This window comes from Helicobacter burdigaliensis (genome assembly GCF_003670295.1).
Lineage (GTDB): Bacteria > Campylobacterota > Campylobacteria > Campylobacterales > Helicobacteraceae > Helicobacter_D > Helicobacter_D burdigaliensis.
The window spans coordinates 42,987-64,808 of the sequence record NZ_QXJG01000002.1 but is presented as its reverse complement, the minus strand read 5'-3'; the positions used below and the strand labels follow the sequence as shown (position 1 = coordinate 64,808).

The window sequence follows — 21,822 nt, the reverse complement described above, 5'->3', positions numbered from 1 at the left end:
TTCCTTATTTTTTTCTTCTTGAAATAATAAGCTTATCACTTGCTTTTTTCTTTCTAGTCTTATAACCTTTAGCTGGCATTCCCCAAGGTGAAACTGGATGTCCACTAGAACCTGTTTTACCTTCACCACCACCATGTGGGTGATCTACTGGGTTCATTGCTGAACCTCTTGTTTGAGGTCTTACACCTAAGTATCTATTTCTACCTGCTTTACCGATAGAAATATTTGCAAAATCCTCATTTCCAACTGTTCCAATTGTAGCAATACATTCACCTAAAATATATCGCATCTCGCCACTTGGCATTCTAAGAATAGAATATTTTCCTTCTCTACCCATAAGTTGCGCACTTGCTCCTGCACTTCTTGCAAGCTGTCCGCCACGCCCTGGATACATTTCAATATTATGCACAACAGTTCCAATAGGAATATTTTTCAACTTCATAGCATAACCCAAACGGATATCTAATCCACCCTCTGCTGAAAGCACAATATCGCCTACTTTTAAGCCACTTGGTTGGATAATATATCTTTTATCACCATCTTTATAAGTGATTAATGCGATTCTACAATTTCTATATGGATCGTATTCAATCGCACTTACTTTACCTTCAATATTGAATTTATTTCTTTTAAAATCAATAATACGATAAAGCTTTTTAGCCCCACCTTCTTTGTGGCGACTTGTAATTCTTCCGTTATTATTTCTTCCTGCATGAACGGGAAGTTTCACTAATAATTTTCTTACACTTGGCTTAGCAGTAATATTCTCTGAGCTTAGATTGCTCATAAATCTTCTACTAGGAGTGTATGGTTTATATGTTTTAATTGCCATTTTCTAACCCCTTATACCGCTAGTGATTCAATTTTCGCACCCGCAGGTAGCTTAACATAGAATTTTTTAAAGTTATTTCTTTTACCAATAACACCACGGAATCTCTTTACTTTACCTTCTTGTCTTAAAGAATTAATAGACAAAGGAGTGATTCCAAAATACTCTTTAAATACTTCTTTTAATTGTGTCTTGCTTAAACTTGGTGAAGTTTGCACTACCAACACATCTTGCTCTTGAAGCTTAAGAGACTTTTCTGTATACATAATGGATTTAATATCTGTAATACCTGCCATTTTTAACCCTCTTTAGTGATAGTTTCAAAAAGCGATTTTTCAATCACTACCGATCTGAATGTGGCTACTAAATAAGCATTTAACTCTGCCCCATCAATCAAATAGCACTGCTTTAAGTTTCTAAAAGCAAGGTAAGTTTTCTCATTATATGCTTCACAAACAAATAAAGTGCTTCTTTGGTTCAATGCATTAAATAAATTTGCTGCATCTTTTGTCTTACCACTTTCTACATCAATTTTATCAACAACAAACAAACTACCATTATTTGCTTTTTCTTGTAAAGCATATTGTAAAGCCAGTCTTTTTTGCTTTTTATTTACTTTAAGATTGTAGTTTCTATTGTTGCTAGGACCATGAGCTACACCCCCTCCTACGAATACTGGAGAAGTGATACTTCCTGCTCTTGCTCTACCGCCACCTTTTTGACTCCAAGGCTTTTTACCACCACCGCTCACTTTACCGCGAGTTTTAGCCATTGCATTATTTGCACGCAATGAAGCCAAAAAAGATTTAACATACAAATAAAGATTGTGTGAATGGATGCTTTGATAACTTTCTGGCAACGCAGCTTCACCGCTCTTTTTTAATTGTGAATCCAAAATAATTGCTTTACTCATTTTACAACCTTTATTTTTCCAAATGCTCCATTAAAACCTGGAACAGAACCTTTTAATACCAAAACATTATGTTCTTTATCAAAAGAAACAATTTCATTTTGAACCGTTACTTTTTCATTTCCATAATGTCCTGCCATTTTTTTACCCGGCTGAACACGACCTGGCCACTCACGATTTCCAATAGAACCCGGAGCTCTGTGAAATCTACTACCATGAGCTGCTGGACCACCTTGGAAATTCCATCTTTTCATAACACCGCTAAAGCCTCTACCTTTTGTATTAAAAGATACTTTAACTCTTTTTGCACTCTCTAAAAGAGATAAATCTAAATCACCTGCTTCTGTATTACTTACTGCCAAAGTTGCAAAACGATTAAACTCTTTATCAAGATTATATTTTTTTTGCACTCCTGCAATAGATTTATTCAATGTTTTTCCTTGATGATAAGCAACAAGTGCTTTTCCACCTTCAAACATTTCACAAACTTTAGCATCTTTCACTTTTAGCAAAGTTACAGGAATACTTGGCTTACCGATTGTCCTACTCATTCCAATCTTTTCTACTAAAAATTCCATTTATGCCCCTTATTTACCCATTGAGCGGACTTCTACATCCACTTCAGGTGCCATATCTAATTTTGTCAAGCTATCCACAGTCTCAGGCGTAGCTGATACAATATCAATAATACGCGTATGCACACGAATTTCAAATTGCTCTCTTGAATCTTTGTTAATGTGAGGAGATTTTAAAACTGTGTAGCGTCTCTTTTTAGTTGGGAGTGGAATAGGACCACGAATCTCTGCACCGGTTCTTTTCACAGCATCTACAATAGATACTACTGATCTATCAAGAACACGATGATCATAGGCTTTCAACTTAAGTCTAATTTTTTCCATTTTTTTTCCTTCAAAGAACTCATCAAAAATTGATGTAAATATTTTTGGAAGTTGCAATTATACTTATTTTATGCCATTTTAGCAATACTTTTTAACTTTTTTCTTCTTGCAAAATAAAATTTTATTTCCTTTTAAAAAGGAAAATAATAATATTTCTACAACGCAAATATTCCATACTAAATTTTTATTTTTTGAGAGAAAAAATTATGCTTTTAGAACAAATTTTTGAAAATTATCCTAAAAATTCTAATAAAATCCATCGCAAACTTTCTTTAAATCTTCCCAAAAAAGCTCTAATTTTTGGTGCACCTTTTTTAGGTAAAAACGATTATGTGCTTCATTATTTCAACCAAAAAGATAAAATAGATCTTAAAAAACTCTATATAGATTTGGAAGATATTCGTTTTAATAATTTAGATTTTCTAAAAGACTTGAATGATTTTTGCGCTAAAACCAAAATAGATTCATTAATCATTAATCACTACTCACCCACTTTACTCCCTCCCTCTTATTTGCCAAAATTAGAAAATATTATTTTAATTTCTAATATTTATTATTCTATTCCCTCATTTACTACTTTAGGATTTCCTCCTATTCTTTTTAATGAATTTATGCAACTTTTCAAAGGACAAATCCAAGAAGTTTTTCATCAATATCTTAAAAAAGGCACTCTTTATGAAGAAAATTTTGAAGAAAACAAAGGGAATCTTTTAAAGATATTAAGCAAAGATATTACAGAGTTGTGGATATTTAAAAATCTTATTCTTTCTTCAGGACTTAAAGTTTCCCCCCATCAAATTTATACAAAATTAAAAAAAGAAGGTAAGATTTCAAAAGATAGATTTTATAATTTTATAAATACTTTAAAAGAACAAAATATGCTTTTTTGGGTAAGAAAATTTGAGCATGCACTCGCTCCTAAAAAGCTTTATTTTTGGGATTTTAGCCTTAAAAATTCTCTAAGCTTTCAAAAAGATTTCTCTACACTTTTTGAAAATATGGTGTTTTTAGAACTTTATGCACGCTTTAAAGATGAGATTTTTTATACAGATAAAATTGATTTTTATATCCCTGCATTATCTTTAGGGATTCTTTGTATGCCTTTTATCCAAAATCTAGAAACCAAACTAAGTAAAATTACAAAGGAAAGAGAATTTTGTGAAAGCTTTTTAATCCTAAGTCTTAGCCAAAAAGAAAAAGGAGAAAATCTAGGCACTCCCTACACAATCCTTCCCTTTAGCGAATTTGCATTTGAAACTTTTATAGAGTTTTGTTAAAATATAAAGATTTTATAAAAAGGGGAAGTGATGAAAAAAGCTAAGTTACTATCTGCTTTGCTTTTAGTGGGGCTATTAGGAGGTTGTTTTAAGGATAAAGAGCTAGATACCCTAAAAAAACAATGTAGCTTTAAAGAAAGACAAAGCTGTGAAAAACTCGTGCAAATTTACCAAAAAGATTGCGATGCAAACAATGCAGATTCTTGTTTAGAGCTTGGAAGACTCTATCAAAATTCTCCAAAAAGAGATTTTACAAGCGCTAAAGCCTATTATAAAAAGGCTCAAGATTTAGGGCTTAGCAAAGCAAAAACATATCTTTCATTTTTAGAATACGGCTTTGCACCTGCTATCTCCAAAAACCCTCTTCAATATGGCCTTATTGACATAGAAGGAAACTTTATCACAGAAGAAAAATATAGCGATTTTGATCTTTTAAACAATGGTTTTATAAAAGTTGCTACAAATGATAAATATGGTATCTTAAATCAAGAAGGCAAAGAGATTTTAGAACCTCAATTTGAAGAAATTAAAGATTATTCTGAAGGACTTATCGCAGTTAGAAAAGATGATAAATGGGGATTTATAGATGAATGGGGGGATATTGTTATAGATTTTACTTTCAAAAGTGCCTATGATTTTCATGATAGGCTTGCCCCAGCAAAAAAAGATGAACTTTTTGGTTTTATTAACAAAAAAGGAGAGTTTGTCATTCAACCACAATTTGATGCAACTTCTTATTTTCGCATTCCTTATACTCTAGCAAGTAAAAGTGGAAAATGGGGGATTATAGATAAAAATGGAAATTTTATAATAAACCCTATCTATGATAATATAGAATTTTTTGGAGATTTTTTCAAAGTTACTTTAAATGAAAAAATAAGCTTTATAGACGCTTCTGGAAAAATTCTTATAGAAAATATTGAAGAGGTGAGTAGCTATGCGGATTCTTTTATTGATTTTACAGACAATATATTTTCAATAAAAATAAATGGAAAATGGGGCTTAATTAATCAAAAGCTTGAGTTTCTTTTGGAAGCTAAGTTTGATAATTTTTATAGAATGGCTGATAAAGGCTTAATCAAACTTGAATCTAACAATAAATTTGGCATTGCAAATGCTAAATTTCAAGTGATAGCTGAAAGTGAATTTGATGCGGTAGGTAAGCTTGATAATGGACTTATATCTATAAAAAAGAATGGGAAATGGGGCTTTATAGATGAAAATGGGAAAAGGGTTATACCTACTATTTATGAAAAAGTTTATAGTTTTTATAAAGATCTTGCTAGAGTTAAGCTAAATAGAAAATGGGGCTTTATAGACAAAAGTGGAAAAATGGTTATACCCGCCATTTATGTGGAGGCTAGCAATTTTCATGAAGGTCTTGCAGCAGTTAAGCTGAATAATCAATGGGGTTTTATTAATAAAAAAGGTAAAATGGTTATAAAACCACAATTTGCAGAAGCACAAGACTTCTATGGGGAAATTGCAGGAATCTATTTAAATCACGATTGGGGTTTTATTAACAAAAAGGGAGAAATAATTATTGAACCACAATTTTCTTATTTAGAATACAGCACATATGCAAATGGATTAATAAAGGCCAAAATGCGCTATGATACAAAAGTAGTATTTTTTAACAAAAAAGGGGAGCTTATTGAAATACCTTCTGTCTTTTATGCAGAAGAAGATAATGGATATATAAAGGTTTCGGTTATAAATAAAAAAAGTCCTTTTGATAAAGAAGGTCTTATAGATACAAAAGGAAATTTTATCCTAGAGCCCTTTTATGATGAAATCTCTATTTTAGGGGATATAGCTTTGCTAAAAATTTATGAAAATGACGACAGATATAGTGCAAAATATGGTTTTTTGAATTTAGAAAATAATGTGTTTATAAAACCAGAATATGATTATTTAGTACTAGAAGATTTTATAGAAGAACTTGGGTTTATAAGATTTCAAAAAGGCTCTAAAATAGGCTTAATGGATAAAAATGGCAAAATTCTTATTGAGCCAAAATTCTTTGATTTAGGAAGATTTTTAAAATTAACAGATTAATTTATGAGGTGAAAATGAAAATAAGAATCTATTATGAAGATACAGATTGTGGCGGGATTGTCTATCATGCAAACTACCTTAAATATTGTGAGAGAGCAAGAAGTGAGTGGTTTTTTGCTCTTGGTTTAAGCCCACAAACTGATAATCTAGGATTTGTTGTAAAATCTATGCAAATTGAGTTTTTACACCCTGCAAAGCTTGGTGATTTACTAGAAGTAAAAACCAAAATTTTAGAGCTTAAAAGTGCTTCTATTTTGTTGGAACAAGAAATATTTTTACAAGAAAAAAAGATATTTTGTGCTACAATCTTATTAGTTTGCATTACTCAAAATAAAGGAATACCAAAAATTACCAAAATTCCACCCTTTGCAAATGAAATTTTTAAAAATTTACAAAAAGACTAAGTTATGAAAAAACCACAAATCACCTATCCTTGCCTTTGGCAATATAAAATCATCGGAAACGATAAAGAGGAGCTTATAGAAATTGCTTTTAACCTTATAGATAAAGATTTCAAACACACTTTAGGTAAAGCTAGCAAAGGTGGCAAATACCATAGCATCAATATTGAAGTGCTAGTAGATAACGAAGAAGAACGCGATTTAATCTTCTCTAAATTCTCAAGCCATGAAAAAATCCATATCGTTATTTAGCTTCACTCTTTTATTTTTACCGCTTTATGTGAGTGCAAATAAAATCCACACTTGCCTTATGCAAAGCTACCCTATCTCACACATCACAAACAATCAAGTGATTTTAAAAAATTCCTATTCCATTCCTTTTGCTACCCATAAAGAAAACATAAGCTATGAAGAGAGATTACAAAATCCTGATATTGCAAGTATGTTTCTCTATCCTTATCCACAAAATGCTCCTAAAAATCCTTATGAAGATTCCTCACGCATAAGAAATTTTGAACTTTTAGGGCAAGTTTATGGAAACTCACAAAAAGAAGTAGAAAAAAATTTAAAAGAACTCACTTGGCTAGATGGGGAAGTCTTTTTATTTAACACGCAAAATGGTGCTTATGAAGCACTAAGGCGTGTAAAGGAAAAACTAAAAACGCTTGATGGCAAATATCTTCCCTATCTTAGCAAAATCGGTGGGACTTATAAATATAGAAAAATCGCAAATACAAACCGCCTAAGCGCGCACAGCTATGGGATTGCAATAGATATTAATGTAGCACACTCACGCTATTGGCTATGGGATAAAACAAGAAAAAATCCCAAAAAGATTCCGCAACAAATCATAGAAATTTTTGAAAGCGAGGGATTTATCTGGGGAGGAAAATGGTGGCATTATGATACTATGCACTTTGAATACCGCCCTGAAATTCTATGTTATGGGCGTTCATAATACACAAGCTCTTTTTTATCCCCTTTATCCTCTTCATAAATAATATAAAATTTATTTTGATAGAGGCTATGCACCCTGATTTCTTCTCCATTTTTTAGCACAACTTCCTTAGAACCTAATAAAATTCCACCCACTGCTTTTCCTAAGCTAGGCACAAACAAAATAAGGCTAAACAAAAGCAAAACACCATAAATAACCCTTAAAATCTTGGCTAAAAAATTTATCATAGAACCAAGCCCAAAGATCACAACAAGCAATGTAAAAATCACCCCATTAAACACATTTCCAAAAAAAGGGTTAAAAAACTCTTTGATTCCATAAAATTGAATATAATTTACAAAAATCGCCACCCAAAAAACACACATCAAAATAAATACAAAAAATATACCTACAAAAATAGATTGAATAAAATCTGCTACTTTCATTTTAGCCCCTTATTTTTTTTATTTTTTTATTATGGATTAAAAAAATTTTTGAAGCTTCCTTCTCTTCTATTCCACGCTCATCTAGCACAACCACATCACTTTTTTTTAATGCAAATTCTAAATTAAATTTTTGCTTATGAAAATTTGCAGAACTTGAATAAAGAGCACCCAAAAAAGACAAAAACTCATGGTGCATTCCACTTGCCACAACACGCACTGCAATATTATTAGGAACCCTATAAATAAAAGTAGTCTTTTGGCTTCTTCTCACTCTATTTTTATGTAAATTTGGGATTCTTGTTAAACTTTTTAAATCTTTTAAACTTGCCGTAGTTAAAAGCACATTTTGAGAAATTTCACGCCCTTTAATAGAATTTAATCTATGAAAATCTTTAGAAAGAAAGCCCGCAGTGGTATCACTTTGGGCTAAATAGATGAGAGGTTGCATTATCTCAAGAAATCTTGAATTGATTTTGCAAGATTTGGATTTTTCTCTTTAATCTCTCCAATAGCTAAAATCGCTACTCTAGCAGCCTCAATCGTCGTAAAATAAGGCACATTATTACGTAATACTTGTGTTCTTATTTTATCCGTATCATCTTTACTAGAAGCCTCATCGCTTGTATTAATCGCTAAAGCAATCTCGCCATTTGCAAGCATATCACCAATATTTGGACGCCCTTCACTAATCTTTAGTGCTTCTTTACAAGCAATTCCTGCTTCTTCTATGATTTTAGCCGTCCCTCTTGTAGCACACAAGCTAAAACCAAGCTCCTTAAGCTTTCTAGCAAACTCCACAGCATAAGGCTTATCAAGTGCTTTTAGCGATAAAAAGACTTCTCCACTTAATGGAATATTATTCTTGCAAGCTAACTGACTTTTAGCAAAACTAATCCCAAAACTATCACTAATTCCCATAACTTCGCCAGTTGATCGCATTTCAGGTCCTAAAACCATCACTGCACCATTTAACTTATTAAAAGGAAAAACAGATTCTTTTACTGCGATATGGTTAGATAACTTTGGCTTATACAATCCATCTTTAAACTCTACTTTTTTAAAGGTATCATAACGCTCGAGTGCCTTTTTTAAATCTTTATTTACCATTACATCGGTTGCAACTTTAGCTAAAGGTATACCTGTAGCTTTAGATACAAAAGGTACGGTGCGTGAAGCTCTAGGATTTACTTCAATCAAATACAAAGTATCTTCAAAAATCGCATATTGCGTATTCATAAGCCCTACTACTCCAAGATTCCTTGCGATTTTAGCAGTAGTTTCCTCAATCTCTTTAATCTTCTCTTTGCTAATACTAATTGTAGGGAGCGAACAAGCAGAATCTCCACTATGGATTCCTGCCTCTTCAATATGTTGCATAATCCCTGCAATATACACATCTACTCCATCACAAATAATATCCACATCAAGCTCGATTGCATTGTTTAAAAATTTATCAATTAAAACCGGAGAATCCTCACTAACACTCACAGCCTCACTCATATAATTTTGCAATTCTGCAATGTTATAAACAATCCTCATAGCACGCCCACCCAGCACATAACTAGGACGCACAAGAACTGGAAAACCTATGCTTTGTGCTATGCTAATGGCTTCTTCTTTGGTAAAGGCCGTGCCATTTTTAGGTTGTAATAATCCATTTTCTTCTACAAACTTAGCAAATTTCTCTCTATCTTCTGCTACATCTATGGTTTTAGCACTTGTGCCTATGATATTTGCACCAATGGTTGTGAGCTTTTTAGCTAGTTTTAGAGGAGTTTGCCCTCCAAAATGCACGATGATTCCATCTGGCTTTTCTCTTTCAATCACAGATCTTACATGCTCAAAAGTAATGGGTTCAAAATACAATACATCACTTGTATCATAATCGGTACTAACAGTTTCTGGGTTACAATTATACATAATGCTTTTAATCCCCATATCTTTGAGTGCAAAAGCCGCATGCACACACGCATAATCAAACTCAATACCCTGCCCTATGCGGTTTGGACCTCCTCCGATAATCATCACTTTTTTGCTATTCTCTTGTGGCTTTTCTTCCTCTTTATTGTTAAAAGGAATATGAGAATACAAATAAGCCGTTTTAGTGGCAAACTCTGCAGCACAAGTATCCACTTCACTATAAGCTTGTGTGATACCCAAATTTTTACGCAAAGAGTAAATATCCTCTTCTCTTATCTCTAAAGATTCCTTTTGATTAATCAAAAAAGCAAGCATTTTATCACTAAAACCATAGATTTTAGCCTCTCTTAAAAATTCCTCTTTTTGCAACTTTTCAAAACTAATGCTTTTTTCAAATTTTATAATCTCTTCAATTTGATATAAAAAATAAGGATCGATTCTGCTCCATTCATGCACTTCTTCTGCACTTACTCCCTGTCTAAAAGCATCTGCTACATAAAGGATTCTATTTGCATTAGGACGCCTTACTTCCCTTTGGATTTCTGCTAAATCACTACTTTGTGGATTAAATCCAAAAATCCCTGTTTCTAAACTATTCAAAGCCTTTTGTATCGATTCTTTAAAAGTAGCACCAATCGCCATAACCTCCCCAATACTCTTCATAGAAGTAGTAAGCGTAGAATCAGCTTGTGGAAATTTCTCAAAAGTAAATCGCGGGATTTTAGTCACAATATAATCTATACTAGGCTCAAAACTTGCAGGAGTTCCTGTGATATCGTTTTTAATCTCATCTAAAGTATAGCCAACTGCTAAAAGTGTTGCAACTTTGGCAATAGGATAGCCTGTAGCTTTACTTGCTAAAGCCGAGCTTCTTGAAACTCTAGGATTCATCTCAATAACTGTCATTCTGCCCGTTTTTGGATTTAACGCAAACTGCACATTGCTCCCACCTGTATCCACGCCAATCTCACGCAAAATCGCAAAAGAAGCATCGCGCATTCTTTGGTATTCTTTATCGGTTAAAGTAAGTGCTGGAGCAATCGTGATAGAATCCCCTGTATGCACTCCCATAGGATCTAAATTTTCAATAGAACATACAATAATACAATTATCCTCTTTGTCGCGGATAACTTCCATCTCATATTCTTTCCAACCCAATAAAGACTCTTCAATCAAAATCTCGCCAATAGGGCTAATCTCTAACCCTGCTTCTACAAGGCTTTTGAACTCATCTATATTATAAGCCACACCGCTTCCACCACCTGCTAGAGTATAACTTGCCCTAATTATAAGAGGAAATCCTATCTCTTTTGCCGCTTCTAGTGCTTCATTGAGCGTATAAGCATAGCGGGATTTTGGTAAATCCATACCAATTTTTAGCATTGCTTCCTTAAAAGCTTGTCTATCTTCACCCTTCTTAATTGCTTCTGGCTTTGCACCTAAAAATTTAATACCTTCAAGCATTCCTTTTTCAAACATACTCATCGCAATATTAAGTGCGGTTTGCCCCCCCATAGTGGGCAAAATGGCATCTACTTTTTCTTTTTTAATAATATCAGCCACAACCTCTTCTGTAATAGGCTCTATATAAGTTCTATCTGCAAACTCTGGATCTGTCATAATTGTAGCGGGGTTAGAATTGATAAGCACAACTTTATAACCTAACTCTTTAAGCGTTTTTGCAGCTTGAGTTCCTGAATAATCAAACTCGCAAGCTTGTCCAATCACGATAGGCCCTGAACCAATCAATAAAATTGTATTAATATCATCTCTTTTTGGCATTAGCTCTTCTTTTAAATAGTTTTTAAATAAATCTTGTTATTTTAGCGTGTTAAGACTTAAATTTTTGTAGCGTCAATGAAATTTTATTGCAGAACTAAGTCAATATGTAAGTTTTTAATTGATAACGATTTTTGATTGCTTAGGGTGTTTTTGCCTGTAATGTAAATTATAGATTGTTTAGTTTTATCATAGTCTTTAATGTATATAGCTTTAGTTTTAAAATTTCTAGAACAATAAAAGCAAAACCCAGAAAAACTTTAGGGGCGATAGCAAAAGTAATCAATTCCAATAGTTGCAACATATAGTAGCAACTTTTATAAAAAAGGAGAAATTATAATCTCCCATCTACTTGCTCTTTTGGCAAGATTCCTTTTAAGTCATAAATTATAGTTTTACCTTTATTGCTAAAGTCATATTTTTTAAACTCATTATGTGAAACAGCAACAATAACTGCTTTATAATCTTGGAGCTTAAATTTATCCATATCTTGCAAAGTAAGATTATATTCGTGTTCTACTTCTTTGCTATCTGCCCATGGGTCAAAAACATCTACACAGCAATCAAATTCTTGTAATTCTTTTATAATATCCACTACTCTTGAGTTTCTAATATCTGGGCAATTTTCTTTAAATGTGATTCCTAAGATTGCAACTTTAGAACCTACAATTTGATGAGAGTTTTTAATCATTAGTTTTATAACTTTATTTGCAACTACAATCCCCATATTATCATTAATATGTCTTCCTGCTAGGATTACTTGTGAGTGATAGCCTAAAGATTCAGCCTTATGTGTTAGGTAGTATGGATCGACACTTATACAATGCCCCCCTACAAGTCCCGGGCGGAATGGCAAGAAGTTCCACTTTGTCCCTGCTGCTTCTAGCACATCTAGTGTATCTATGCCCATTTTATCAAAGATTAGCGACAGTTCATTTACAAAGGCGATATTAATATCTCTTTGCGAGTTTTCTATAACTTTGGCTGCTTCGGCTACCTTTATGCTTGAGGCTTTATGTGTCCCTGCTGTAATGATACTTGCATAAAGATTGTTTACTTCTTCTGCAATTTCTGGTGTAGAACCACTTGTTACTTTTTTGATACTTGGTAGTCTATGTTCTTTATCCCCCGGATTAATCCTCTCTGGCGAATATCCACAAAAGAAATCTACATTAAACTTTAACCCACTCATCTCTTCTAAAATAGGCACACAATCTTCCTCTGTGCAACCCGGATAAACCGTGCTTTCATAAATTACTATATCGCCTTTTTTAAGCACTTTTCCAACACTTGTAGATGCCTTCTTTAGTGGAGTTAGGTCAGGTTTATTGTAGTTATCAATAGGCGTTGGAACGGTTACTATAAAAATTTGTGCTTTTTTTAGGTCTTCTAAGTTTGTGGTATAGCTTAGTTTTTTAGCACTTAATAGCTCTTCTTTATCTACTTCTAGCGTTCTATCATAGCCTTCTTTTAGCTCATTAATTCTAGCTTCATAAATATCAAATCCAATCACTTCATATTTCTTGCCAAACTCCACTGCTAGTGGTAATCCAACATATCCAAGTCCAATTACAGCTAAAGTCTTCATTTATCTCCCTTTTATATAAAGTTATAAAATTCTACTTATTTTTAATAAATCCTTCATAAATAACATTTTATTTTGTTTTATATACCAAAGCTTTTTGACATACTTTACATCTAAATGAAACACCCTTTAAGATCTTATAATGCACATCATCTGGCACATCATGGATTTTATTAGGACATGCACAAGTATAATAAAACCCATCAATTTCCTCCCCCTCTTCAAAACCATCTTCTATTACATCATATTCGCTAAGACTATCAATATTATTCAAAAGTTCTGGCACTACTAAATCACATACATCAGAACTTGCAATAATAGAATCTCTTCTAAATTTTTCTACCTTCATATCTTCTTTTAAAATGTGTTCTAAAAGCCACTTTTTAGCAACTATACTTAGCTTTTCTTTAATTTCATTAAGACTTGTTGCTTCTTTGACAATAGAAAACATTTGTTTTGTTATCATATTATGGATTTGCTTATGTTCTTCTAGCTTAGGATAGCCGATTTTCTCCATATATTTTTCTTCTTCTTTGAAATGCACTCCCATATAATCAAAAAATTTTTTTAAAACCTCTTTAATTTCATTGGCAGTTGCTTGACGATTTGCCAACAAAAACACGCGATTTGCAATAGCAAATAGCATTTTATGCTGTGCATCCACCTTCTCATTATGCACACTAAAAGAATTACTCCATTTTATCACTCTTAACACACCTTTTTATAAATTCTTTATTTTATCTTCTTTTTTAAAGAATATTCCTTAAACTAAAAATTTCTCCTATAGTTTTCTTTCTACAAACAATCGATGCAAATGAAAAGCTCCAGAATTTAAATGCACCACTACATAGGAAAAAATTTTATCTTTAAAAGTCTTTTTTTGCTCCAAAAATTGCACAATTTTAATAAAACAATCCTCATCATAAAAATCATGAGAAAAAGCAAAATAGAGCGTATCACTCTTAACTTGTTTATGTGTATAATGGCTCAAAAACTCTAAAGTAAATTTGGCCTCAATCTTCCTAAAGCTCTCATCATTAAAACATAAACTCTCTCCCAAATAATTTGCTTTTAGATTGCAATAATCTGCTTGATTAAAAGAATAATATTGATTATGGGTTGTATCTTGATTAAAATGCTTATTTAAATTAAAAAGATGCTCTACAAACTCTTTTAGGCTTTCTTTGGAAGAAAACTCTATGGGAGGCACATATTTAAACTTTATTCCACTAAGCATTAAACACTCTTTGCCAAGCGTTGTTCTCTTCTATGTTCTGCCAAACTAGGAAGATTAGAAAGAGTAATTCTCCATGCTTTAATACACATTAAAATCTCATTTACACTTTGTGTTCTTGTTTCACTCTTTTTTAAGACTTCACTAAGCCATTGTATATCTCTCACATCCCCTCTTACAAACTCCTCATAATCAATTTGCAAGGCTTTTGTAATGTATCTTACATATTCTTCTATGGCTTTATCTTTTTTGACTTGGAATTTGTATTTAATCGCAGTTTTTACAAGAGTGTTCATACTCATAAATGCTAAAACATCTGAAAAGTTAAAAGATACTTTTTCATTATCTCTTTTCCATATAAGCAAACGCAAAAGGACACACATAAACTCTTTTTGCTTGTATTTCCATAACTTTTTTTGCAAATCTTCTTGCATCAAAATCACTTCATACTTAATCCCATCACCCTCTTTTTCTGTATGGTTTAAAAAGTTTTCAAGTTCTAATATACCACGATTTAAAAAATCTTTTAATTCCATAACGCCCCTTCATAAACCTCTCCCCTTAAGGCTACTTATACTTCAAAATTCCTAATTTTAGTAAAATTTCTATTATATGTCAATTCTATATTTATAAGAAAATATAATTTAAGAAATATTTTTATCCTACATAAATTTTAAAATTTATAGCATTAAAATAATCTTTTATTTTAAATCCAAAACTTTTAGAAAATCTTAAAAATGTTTAATAAATAGAAGCTTTTTGTAGTAATTCTATGGTATAATTTTATCGCGTGAAGTTTGATTCCTTAGTGAATTACGACTTCACTAAGGGAAATTTGCTTCGCCGAAAGGAGAATGCAAAATGCTTTATATCGTAGTAATTATAGCATTTATTTGCTTAATTATAACACCTATTTATTAAAATTTATAAATCTAGGTTAATAGGCTAGGAGGGCAAGCACTCCTAAGCCCCTATACGATGTAATTTCCTTGCTTGTATTTTTTATAAAATCTACACATTAAAAATAAATTCCTGCCCCCACATAAGCTCTTGCTCTATTTGCTCCATCTGTATCTAGCTTTTTGATGGCTCTTGCTAAATCTACTTTAACATAAAAAGCATCGGGCTTTAAATAAAGTAGCTCCAACCCTGCTGAATCCATAAAATACTCTTGTCTTTCCTTATCTTCATTCCAAGAATACCCAAGCTCATAAAAAGGAGTGATGTAGAAGTTTGGGATAGGACTTTGATAACGCAAACCTAAAGTTGCCATTACCATATTATCACCTTCTCCTTCTCCATTTCTATAGGCCCTCATACCATAAGGACCCCCTAAAGATGCAGATTCACTAGAATCTAGCCAAAATCCTCCCAAAACCTTTTGATAGCTTACATTAAAAAGATGTGTAAGCTTTTCATGTAAATAATATTGATTATTTAAATAAACATTAAGCTTTGAAAACTTCCCTGTTCCTGGTGCATCTTTTGTTAAAGAATCATCACCCTTTACATCTCCATAATACACTTTCACATTATAGCTTAGATAATTTCTCTCTATCCCACCATAAGTTCCTTCAAATCCTCCATAACCCACATCACTATGCTTCATAAAGTCAATCCCAAATCTCTCATAAGCATCTTTTAGCTTTCTGTGTGTATATCCAGCACTCCAATACAAAGAATTTGTAGAATTTATAAAAAGCGGATAAGTAAAATCTACTCCAAAGTCCGTAGAAGTTCCCACGGCTCCCATTTTCTTATAGTTTCCACCTAGCTCATAGTTTCCTTTATTCACTCTTGGAGAAATTTTTAGATTCCCTATAAATGTAGTGTAAGTCGCTCCATAGTTAAGCTGATTTTCGTTACTTCTTTGCACCATAGTATTTAAAGAATCGCCCAAACCAAAAAGATTATTAAAAGTCGTTGTCGCACCAAACCTAATTTGCCCTGCTCCCTCTGTTCCGTAGTTATCCGCATAGAGCATTGCACTTGCTTTTTTACTATCATAAATCTCTATTGCAACATTACTCTCTCCAAAATCCTCCCCAGCCTCTAATGCACCCACAGCCTCAATACCTGCACTTTGATTAATCTTATAGATAACATCTTCCATATTTTTGGTAGTGATAATCTTGCCTTTAAGCGATTCACTAAGCTTAGAATTAATAGCAAAATCACTCAATTTAGAATAATTTTTAATAGTATAATCCCCCAAAGTCCCCACAATAATATTTACCTGAATGGTATCTTTAATCGTTTGTTGTGGAACATAAGCAGTCGCTGAAGGGTAGCCATTGTATTGAAAATAATAAGAGACAATATTTGTGATTGCTTGTAAAGTTTCTGGAGAGATCTTAGAAATCTTTTGTGCATAGATTGATTCTGCTAGCCATTTCTCTTCAATCCCTAAATCTTTTAAAGTAACCTCTTTGCCATCAATTTTATTATCAATCTTAAAATTATATTTGTATTTATATTGTTGCTCTTCTCTTAATTGCAAACCTTCTTCATCAAGATTTTCTTTATCTTTTTGTTTAAAAGAGTTTTGTTGCTGTTTTAGCGTATTTGTAATATTTTTATTTTGTGGCACATCTCTATAAGGAGAAGTGTTAATCATATCCTCTAGTTGCTTTGCTTCCTCTGGACTTGTTTGCGCAAAAACACACGAACATAAACCTACAAGACTAAGTGCTAAAAAACTTTTTTTACCCATAAATAACCCTTTAAATAAATTTCTATTTCAATAAAGACTTCTTTTAAGTCTTGTTAAAAGAGGCTATCTAGCCTCTCCATAAATAATTTTGCCATCTTCACTTAAACTTAAATTTAACTTATATTTTGTAAAATTTTCTTTGTGAAAACCTGCTATTTTTCCTACTTCTGCTTTATTATTACTTTGATTGATTGCTTCAATACTTTTTAAAAGATCTGCCCTATTTAGAGGATTCCCATTCATATCTGCAAACCCCTCTTGGCTCTCTAAAAGTGCAATTTTATTTTGCGGTTTAGCAACGCCCTTAGGTACATAAAGATTAAAATCTGCCGCTAAAGAAAGATTAATAGGAAATCCTAAACTTTTTACAAAACTCTTAGAATCTTTTTTCTTGTAAATAAAACTAAAATGTTCAAAATTATTTACAACTTTTGCTTCTAACTTTGCTTCAGTTATAAGATGATTATCTTCGCTTAATTGTGCAAGTGAAGGACTTGGAAGAGTTAAAGACACACCTGAGGGACTTTGCCAAAATGGGATTCTTATCACACTTCCACTAATTGCATTAATGTTAACTTTATCATCTTTGCTAAATTCTCCACCTATATAAAGTGTATTTTTATAAGAAAGAGCTAGATTACTCTCTGCATTTGGAACACCACTAGCTGCAATATAAATCTCATCTCCATCTTCTTCTTTATAGTCGCCTAAACTCACATCCACAAGACTTAAAGTATTTTCATAGGCACTCTGCCCCACTCCTGCGATAATATACAATCCAGATTTTGGTGCGTCTGAGGCAAATTTAGTATTTTTGAAATTAAATTCGTTTTTATAAGATTCAACCTCTCCTCTAGCCCCATAAATATCAACTTGCGAAGTAGAGTAGTAGTTACCTACATTTACTTTATTATTTTTAGCACTCTCTAATCCATAAAGAAAAATTCCACTTGCTCTATCTTTATTTGTATTGGATTTTTGCGCCTCTACATTGTAGTATTCAATACTATTTCCTTCTACTTGTATAGCCTCAATACCGCTTTTAATCGTTTCTCTACTAAAAACATTATTTAAAGTAATTTTATTGTTTTTAGCATTTTGTGCATAATGATAGCTTCCCTCAAAAAACTCTTTATCTACCGCAAAAACATAAAGAGGCAATGCACTTTGTGAATCTTTAAAATCAATAATATTAGAATTTGCATCTCCTGCAAGCGTTCTTGCTCCTACGATGGAAATTTTATCGCGAAGCTTCTGTGTTCTATCCTCATTCTGGATTGTATCAATCTCTGTAAGATTGTTTCTAATCTTTACACTATTAAAGCTAGCTCCACTACTTGCATATGCTCCATAAAAACTAAATCCACTCTCACCTAGATAAGTTTCAGAAAGTGCAAAAGGTTTCCTTAAATCAATATCGATACTATTATAATTCGCACTTCCTTTTGTGCTATATCCACCATAAAACTCAAAAAGCCCTTGGATTTTAATCCCATCTTTTAATTTCTTATAGGTATTTAAAGATTTAAGAGTAATTTTATTGTTGTCTGCCTTTCCTTGTGCTGTTTTCCCTCCAAAAAACTCTCCAAATAAAAGTGCATCATAATATTGTAGCATTTCTTTAGAATCTATTTTTAAATCTAAATCCAACCCATCTATTTCCAAACTATTTCTTAAAGCATTGTGTTCTTTTTTATCATTCACATCTACAAAGCCCCCAGCAATGTGTGCCACCACTGAAGTTGAATAACTCCCTAAAGTTCCATGAACGATAAATTTACTCCCTTGAATGCTAGTTTTATTCTCACTAACATCTCCATTATAAGCAATACCTCCCACAATATGTGTCATACGCTCATCATAAACTCTATCATCATCACTATTTACTTTATAAAGGCTTGGATGAAAATCCACTCTAGCACCCTTTTCTAAAAGCACAGAGTTATTTAAAGAATCCCCTAAAAATGAAATCCCTCCTACAAGATAAGGCGCGCCATTTAAATCAAGATTATAAGTGTTTTCCACACCCATATTCACATACGCATCTTTTTGCAAAATAAGGCTATTGTTTTTAGAATCCCCTTTTTGTGTAAGTGCAGGAGTTACAAGAAAGTTAAAACTATCTCCTTTTTTAGAAGCCTTTGGTACTTGCACTTCTTTAGCATCACTTGGAGAAACAAAATACACAGAGCTTAGCTCTCCTGCTTTTAACACAAGCTTATTATCGCTTACATTCCCCATTTTACTCCAAGCACTTATCACAAAAGGAACATAGGCAATATCCCTTAATTCCTCATTAGAAGAATAGCCACTATGTGTGCCACGCACGAGAAGTTTTGTATTAACATCTGGAGTGATGATTTGAAGTTTTTGCTTATCATTTAAAATTTTTGGATTATCATAAATAAGTGTTGCACCTTTAATAGAATCGTTAGATTTGATGCTGCAGTAATTTTTACCTTCTATTTTTTTATGAGTATTATTAGCATAATCCCATACATCTTTATTTTCTAAACACTCATAGCCAATCTTAGTCACTTGTGCTTCAAGTGCCAAAGCCGTAATAATGCTTAATAGAGAAACTTTACCTACTTTAACCATTAAAAAAACCCTTTCCTTTTATTATTTTTTAAAATATAAAATTTACTTATTTTTTAATCTATGAACTATTTTCAAGCATTAAAAAATAAAACTTATGATAAGGATTGTAAATAATTGTGTAAATTCCCCATTTTAAGCTACGAACCCAATCTATAAAAATAAATTTATTGCAAAATAAAATTTTTCAGATATCTATAAACTCACTCCTTTTGCGGTAAATTTTGATTTTGAGGGCGAATTATACTACAAATCTTATTTTATAAACCTTATATATAAATTCTGCTATGCAATATTGACTATTGAGAGAAACAATCAATATTTTTAAGTTAATTTTACTTTAATATTCCATATTTATACATAAAATTACCTAAAAATAAAATTTTTCTTTCAATCTTACAAGCAAAACTTGCAATCCCATTCCACCTACCCTCACAAACAAAATACAACATCTTACTCCCATCACAAAAAACACAATACTCCCCACCCCTATCATCATAAGTAAATAGGATAATATTTGCGTGGCAGTCTAATGGATTTTACTTTTAGGGGTAATTCTTTTAGGTTGCTTCGTCGCTTCGCTCCTCGCAATGACAAGGAGGAACACCCTCTATTACAATAAAACAGAGGTTTTACAATAGCACATCTATCTTTTATTTTTATACTCCCTCTTCAATCTACGCACTTCTTTTAAGAAGCGGATAAAGGAGAGTATTTTTGCCCCCCCCCCCCGCACATTATTTGCTTTTATGAGTGCTGAACCAAGTTTGTAGACTAAGCCATTTTGTATTCTTAATGCCTCTTTGTAATCAGGATAAGTCTCTAAAGGTTTGTTGATAATTTTTATTCTCCCTTTATCTATTCTATGTTTTTTAGCAATATAATGTGCTATAAATATTAATCTTATCATTTTCCAACCTAGATTATACAATATTGCTTCTCCAAGTTTATAGGAAAGATGATTGCATATTATCGCTTTTGCTGAATTAGAGCAAATAGAAGGAGTGTATGATATTTCGCCAAAACCCATCTTTACACAATATTCATCGATGATTTCTTTATAAAGCTCTATGGGTGGGATTAAATGGTTAAAATCATATTTTGTTTCAATTTCTATTTTTTCATTAGCTAGAGCCTCAAAATCTATTTCTTCATCGTGATAGTTTCCATTAGGGGAAGCTAGGAAGAAGGAGATAAGATCGCAAAATTCTAATTTTTTAGAATCAGAATACCAGCTCATAGCAGCATTAAATTTTTCATTACAAGGCTTATCACCATTTAACGCCACATAGCTTTCTTTATCAACTCTAAATTTGTTTTGTATTTCAACCACATTTACAAACATATTGTTTTCTTTTATAATGCTTACTTCTTGATTATAAATTTCAAGACTTGAATAATTTCTAAACAGTATTTGATTATACTCTCCCCATTCTTTTTTCCATTTATTATTAGTATTCCAAGTATGCAAAGCAATGAGATTATAGTCTTCAAATTTATTTGAAAATTTTAGTTTTACATCTTTATGGATTCGATAAACTACTTCCTTATACATAGAATTTTGAACTTCTATTTTTTCTAATCTACCTTCTATGTTTTCTAACTCATTTGCTTGGCAAAAAATAAACTTTGGATTATCATTTTTTAATTCTAGTTTTTTAGGGAGTATGAAATTGTCAATATTCTCTAAAATATTTTCTCCAAATTTTTGCATAATTACACTTAATTGGTGGGAACTATCTATTCTATTACCAAATTCTTCAATATCATGTTTATTATAATATTCTTGCATATCCACACAATTAAATCCATATTTTTTACAAAGCTTTCTATGGATATTATTAATAACTTTATAATTGCTCACTTGATTTGGCAAAAGAATAGAAACAACCTTTGTATTTAAAAAATAAAGCTCTTGATAAAACCAATTAAGATTCCTATAAATCATTTTTAAAGGCAATTTTTCAAATTTATGATTATTATTTACAATTTCATTAATATTTGATTCTGTAATAATTAGCCTAGCTTCTTTAAAAACTTCTTGATTTCTTACTCTTTTTAATTCATAAAGATTTTGAATAACTGTGCAACCCCCCACAGCAAAATTATAAAACTCTAACTTTTCTTGATTCTTTTTGTTCTGATTGTATTTTTCTATCCCTTCTCTTAAGCCTTTTTGTAAGCCATTTACCATTACAGAATTACTTCCGCCTAGTAAAACTACATTTCTTACCAT

Annotated in this window: 21 protein-coding genes; 5 read left to right on the top strand and 16 right to left on the bottom strand. The window is 32.0% G+C overall.

Annotated features, from left to right (window positions below):
* Positions 1 to 4 precede the first annotated feature (4 nt).
* The 5 genes from rplB to rpsJ are packed head-to-tail and all read right to left on the bottom strand — an operon-like array spanning position 5 to position 2,638.
* Complete coding sequence (gene rplB / locus EBF09_RS01605) at positions 5 to 832, bottom strand: 50S ribosomal protein L2 (RefSeq protein ID WP_121763405.1); 828 nt, start codon at positions 830 to 832, stop codon at positions 5 to 7.
* 11 nt (positions 833 to 843) lie between these two features.
* The gene (locus EBF09_RS01600) at positions 844 to 1,125 is read right to left on the bottom strand and encodes a 50S ribosomal protein L23 (protein ID WP_121763404.1); all 282 of its coding nucleotides are present in this window, start codon (positions 1,123 to 1,125) and stop codon (positions 844 to 846) included.
* A gap of 2 nt (positions 1,126 to 1,127) precedes the next feature.
* Positions 1,128 to 1,742: a 50S ribosomal protein L4 gene (rplD, locus tag EBF09_RS01595; RefSeq protein ID WP_121763403.1), complete on the bottom strand. Its 615-nt coding sequence runs from the start codon at positions 1,740 to 1,742 to the stop codon at positions 1,128 to 1,130.
* Positions 1,739 to 2,317, bottom strand: a complete 579-nt coding sequence (rplC, locus tag EBF09_RS01590; RefSeq protein ID WP_121763402.1) for a 50S ribosomal protein L3 — start codon at positions 2,315 to 2,317, stop codon at positions 1,739 to 1,741. Before rplC ends, rplD begins: the two co-directional genes overlap by 4 nt.
* A 9-nt stretch (positions 2,318 to 2,326) precedes the next feature.
* A complete protein-coding gene (rpsJ, locus tag EBF09_RS01585) occupies positions 2,327 to 2,638 on the bottom strand; it encodes a 30S ribosomal protein S10 (RefSeq protein WP_121763401.1) in 312 nt (103 codons plus the stop codon).
* 191 nt (positions 2,639 to 2,829) lie between these two features.
* Between rpsJ and EBF09_RS01580 the strand changes: the two genes are divergently transcribed.
* Genes EBF09_RS01580 through EBF09_RS01560 form a run of 5 tightly spaced genes read left to right on the top strand, consistent with a single transcriptional unit; the run spans position 2,830 to position 7,332 of the window.
* Positions 2,830 to 3,915 (top strand): ATP-binding protein, encoded by a 1,086-nt coding sequence (locus tag EBF09_RS01580; protein ID WP_232817621.1) that lies wholly within the window; start codon positions 2,830 to 2,832, stop codon positions 3,913 to 3,915.
* A gap of 30 nt (positions 3,916 to 3,945) precedes the next feature.
* Positions 3,946 to 5,973 carry a WG repeat-containing protein gene (locus EBF09_RS01575; protein ID WP_121763399.1) on the top strand — a complete coding sequence of 676 codons (2,028 nt, stop codon included), beginning with the start codon at positions 3,946 to 3,948 and terminating at the stop codon, positions 5,971 to 5,973.
* A gap of 14 nt (positions 5,974 to 5,987) precedes the next feature.
* A complete protein-coding gene (locus EBF09_RS01570; RefSeq protein ID WP_121763398.1) occupies positions 5,988 to 6,377 on the top strand; it encodes a YbgC/FadM family acyl-CoA thioesterase in 390 nt (129 codons plus the stop codon).
* A 3-nt stretch (positions 6,378 to 6,380) separates the two neighbouring features.
* Entirely contained in the window at positions 6,381 to 6,626 is a 246-nt protein-coding gene (locus tag EBF09_RS01565; protein WP_121763397.1) for an HP0495 family protein, read from the top strand.
* Positions 6,601 to 7,332, top strand: a complete 732-nt coding sequence (locus EBF09_RS01560; protein WP_121763396.1) for a M15 family metallopeptidase — start codon at positions 6,601 to 6,603, stop codon at positions 7,330 to 7,332. The genes EBF09_RS01565 and EBF09_RS01560 overlap by 26 nt, the downstream gene beginning before the upstream one ends.
* On the opposite strand, the gene EBF09_RS01555 is transcribed toward EBF09_RS01560, so the two are convergent.
* The 11 genes from EBF09_RS01555 to EBF09_RS09155 all read right to left on the bottom strand — a co-directional run bounded on the left by EBF09_RS01555 (position 7,317) and on the right by EBF09_RS09155 (position 21,822).
* Positions 7,317 to 7,757: a hypothetical protein gene (locus tag EBF09_RS01555; RefSeq protein WP_121763395.1), complete on the bottom strand. Its 441-nt coding sequence runs from the start codon at positions 7,755 to 7,757 to the stop codon at positions 7,317 to 7,319. The genes EBF09_RS01560 and EBF09_RS01555 overlap by 16 nt on opposite strands.
* A 1-nt stretch (position 7,758) precedes the next feature.
* Positions 7,759 to 8,205 (bottom strand): Sua5/YciO/YrdC/YwlC family protein, encoded by a 447-nt coding sequence (locus EBF09_RS01550; RefSeq protein WP_121763394.1) that lies wholly within the window; start codon positions 8,203 to 8,205, stop codon positions 7,759 to 7,761.
* Entirely contained in the window at positions 8,205 to 11,459 is a 3,255-nt protein-coding gene (gene carB / locus EBF09_RS01545) for a carbamoyl-phosphate synthase large subunit (protein ID WP_121763393.1), read from the bottom strand. Before carB ends, EBF09_RS01550 begins: the two co-directional genes overlap by 1 nt.
* Before the next feature lie 331 nt (positions 11,460 to 11,790).
* Positions 11,791 to 13,044 (bottom strand): Vi polysaccharide biosynthesis UDP-N-acetylglucosamine C-6 dehydrogenase TviB, encoded by a 1,254-nt coding sequence (gene tviB, locus EBF09_RS01540; RefSeq protein ID WP_121763392.1) that lies wholly within the window; start codon positions 13,042 to 13,044, stop codon positions 11,791 to 11,793.
* A gap of 67 nt (positions 13,045 to 13,111) precedes the next feature.
* The gene (locus EBF09_RS01535) at positions 13,112 to 13,747 is read right to left on the bottom strand and encodes a hemerythrin family protein (RefSeq protein ID WP_121763391.1); all 636 of its coding nucleotides are present in this window, start codon (positions 13,745 to 13,747) and stop codon (positions 13,112 to 13,114) included.
* Positions 13,748 to 13,822: 75 nt separating this feature from the next.
* On the bottom strand, positions 13,823 to 14,278 hold the full coding sequence (locus tag EBF09_RS01530; protein WP_121763390.1) for a hypothetical protein: 456 nt from the start codon (positions 14,276 to 14,278) through the stop codon (positions 13,823 to 13,825).
* On the bottom strand, positions 14,278 to 14,811 hold the full coding sequence (locus EBF09_RS01525; RefSeq protein ID WP_121763389.1) for a hypothetical protein: 534 nt from the start codon (positions 14,809 to 14,811) through the stop codon (positions 14,278 to 14,280). Before EBF09_RS01525 ends, EBF09_RS01530 begins: the two co-directional genes overlap by 1 nt.
* Before the next feature lie 482 nt (positions 14,812 to 15,293).
* Positions 15,294 to 16,988, bottom strand: a complete 1,695-nt coding sequence (locus tag EBF09_RS01520) for a ShlB/FhaC/HecB family hemolysin secretion/activation protein (protein ID WP_121763388.1) — start codon at positions 16,986 to 16,988, stop codon at positions 15,294 to 15,296.
* 63 nt (positions 16,989 to 17,051) lie between these two features.
* The gene (locus EBF09_RS01515) at positions 17,052 to 19,589 is read right to left on the bottom strand and encodes a hypothetical protein (protein WP_121763387.1); all 2,538 of its coding nucleotides are present in this window, start codon (positions 19,587 to 19,589) and stop codon (positions 17,052 to 17,054) included.
* Between the two features lie 367 nt (positions 19,590 to 19,956).
* Positions 19,957 to 20,085 carry a hypothetical protein gene (locus EBF09_RS09435; protein WP_269801076.1) on the bottom strand — a complete coding sequence of 43 codons (129 nt, stop codon included), beginning with the start codon at positions 20,083 to 20,085 and terminating at the stop codon, positions 19,957 to 19,959.
* A gap of 147 nt (positions 20,086 to 20,232) precedes the next feature.
* Positions 20,233 to 21,822 (bottom strand): hypothetical protein, encoded by a 1,590-nt coding sequence (locus EBF09_RS09155; protein ID WP_198672512.1) that lies wholly within the window; start codon positions 21,820 to 21,822, stop codon positions 20,233 to 20,235.

What these genes read in the sequence shown, in the direction of transcription:
- rplB (WP_121763405.1), bottom strand. Translation starts at nt 832, where the DNA reads ATGGCAATTAAAACATATAAACCATACACTCCTAGTAGAAGATTTATG.
- EBF09_RS01600 (WP_121763404.1), bottom strand. Translation starts at nt 1,125, where the DNA reads ATGGCAGGTATTACAGATATTAAATCCATTATGTATACAGAAAAGTCT.
- rplD (WP_121763403.1), bottom strand. Translation starts at nt 1,742, where the DNA reads ATGAGTAAAGCAATTATTTTGGATTCACAATTAAAAAAGAGCGGTGAA.
- rplC (WP_121763402.1), bottom strand. Translation starts at nt 2,317, where the DNA reads ATGGAATTTTTAGTAGAAAAGATTGGAATGAGTAGGACAATCGGTAAG.
- rpsJ (WP_121763401.1), bottom strand. Translation starts at nt 2,638, where the DNA reads ATGGAAAAAATTAGACTTAAGTTGAAAGCCTATGATCATCGTGTTCTT.
- EBF09_RS01575 (WP_121763399.1), top strand. Translation starts at nt 3,946, where the DNA reads ATGAAAAAAGCTAAGTTACTATCTGCTTTGCTTTTAGTGGGGCTATTA.
- EBF09_RS01570 (WP_121763398.1), top strand. Translation starts at nt 5,988, where the DNA reads ATGAAAATAAGAATCTATTATGAAGATACAGATTGTGGCGGGATTGTC.
- EBF09_RS01565 (WP_121763397.1), top strand. Translation starts at nt 6,381, where the DNA reads ATGAAAAAACCACAAATCACCTATCCTTGCCTTTGGCAATATAAAATC.
- EBF09_RS01560 (WP_121763396.1), top strand. Translation starts at nt 6,601, where the DNA reads ATGAAAAAATCCATATCGTTATTTAGCTTCACTCTTTTATTTTTACCG.
- EBF09_RS01555 (WP_121763395.1), bottom strand. Translation starts at nt 7,757, where the DNA reads ATGAAAGTAGCAGATTTTATTCAATCTATTTTTGTAGGTATATTTTTT.
- EBF09_RS01550 (WP_121763394.1), bottom strand. Translation starts at nt 8,205, where the DNA reads ATGCAACCTCTCATCTATTTAGCCCAAAGTGATACCACTGCGGGCTTT.
- carB (WP_121763393.1), bottom strand. Translation starts at nt 11,459, where the DNA reads ATGCCAAAAAGAGATGATATTAATACAATTTTATTGATTGGTTCAGGG.
- tviB (WP_121763392.1), bottom strand. Translation starts at nt 13,044, where the DNA reads ATGAAGACTTTAGCTGTAATTGGACTTGGATATGTTGGATTACCACTA.
- EBF09_RS01530 (WP_121763390.1), bottom strand. Translation starts at nt 14,278, where the DNA reads ATGCTTAGTGGAATAAAGTTTAAATATGTGCCTCCCATAGAGTTTTCT.
- EBF09_RS01525 (WP_121763389.1), bottom strand. Translation starts at nt 14,811, where the DNA reads ATGGAATTAAAAGATTTTTTAAATCGTGGTATATTAGAACTTGAAAAC.
- EBF09_RS01520 (WP_121763388.1), bottom strand. Translation starts at nt 16,988, where the DNA reads ATGGGTAAAAAAAGTTTTTTAGCACTTAGTCTTGTAGGTTTATGTTCG.
- EBF09_RS01515 (WP_121763387.1), bottom strand. Translation starts at nt 19,589, where the DNA reads ATGGTTAAAGTAGGTAAAGTTTCTCTATTAAGCATTATTACGGCTTTG.
- EBF09_RS09435 (WP_269801076.1), bottom strand. Translation starts at nt 20,085, where the DNA reads ATGATGATAGGGGTGGGGAGTATTGTGTTTTTTGTGATGGGAGTAAGA.
- EBF09_RS09155 (WP_198672512.1), bottom strand. Translation starts at nt 21,822, where the DNA reads ATGGTAAGAAATGTAGTTTTACTAGGCGGAAGTAATTCTGTAATGGTA.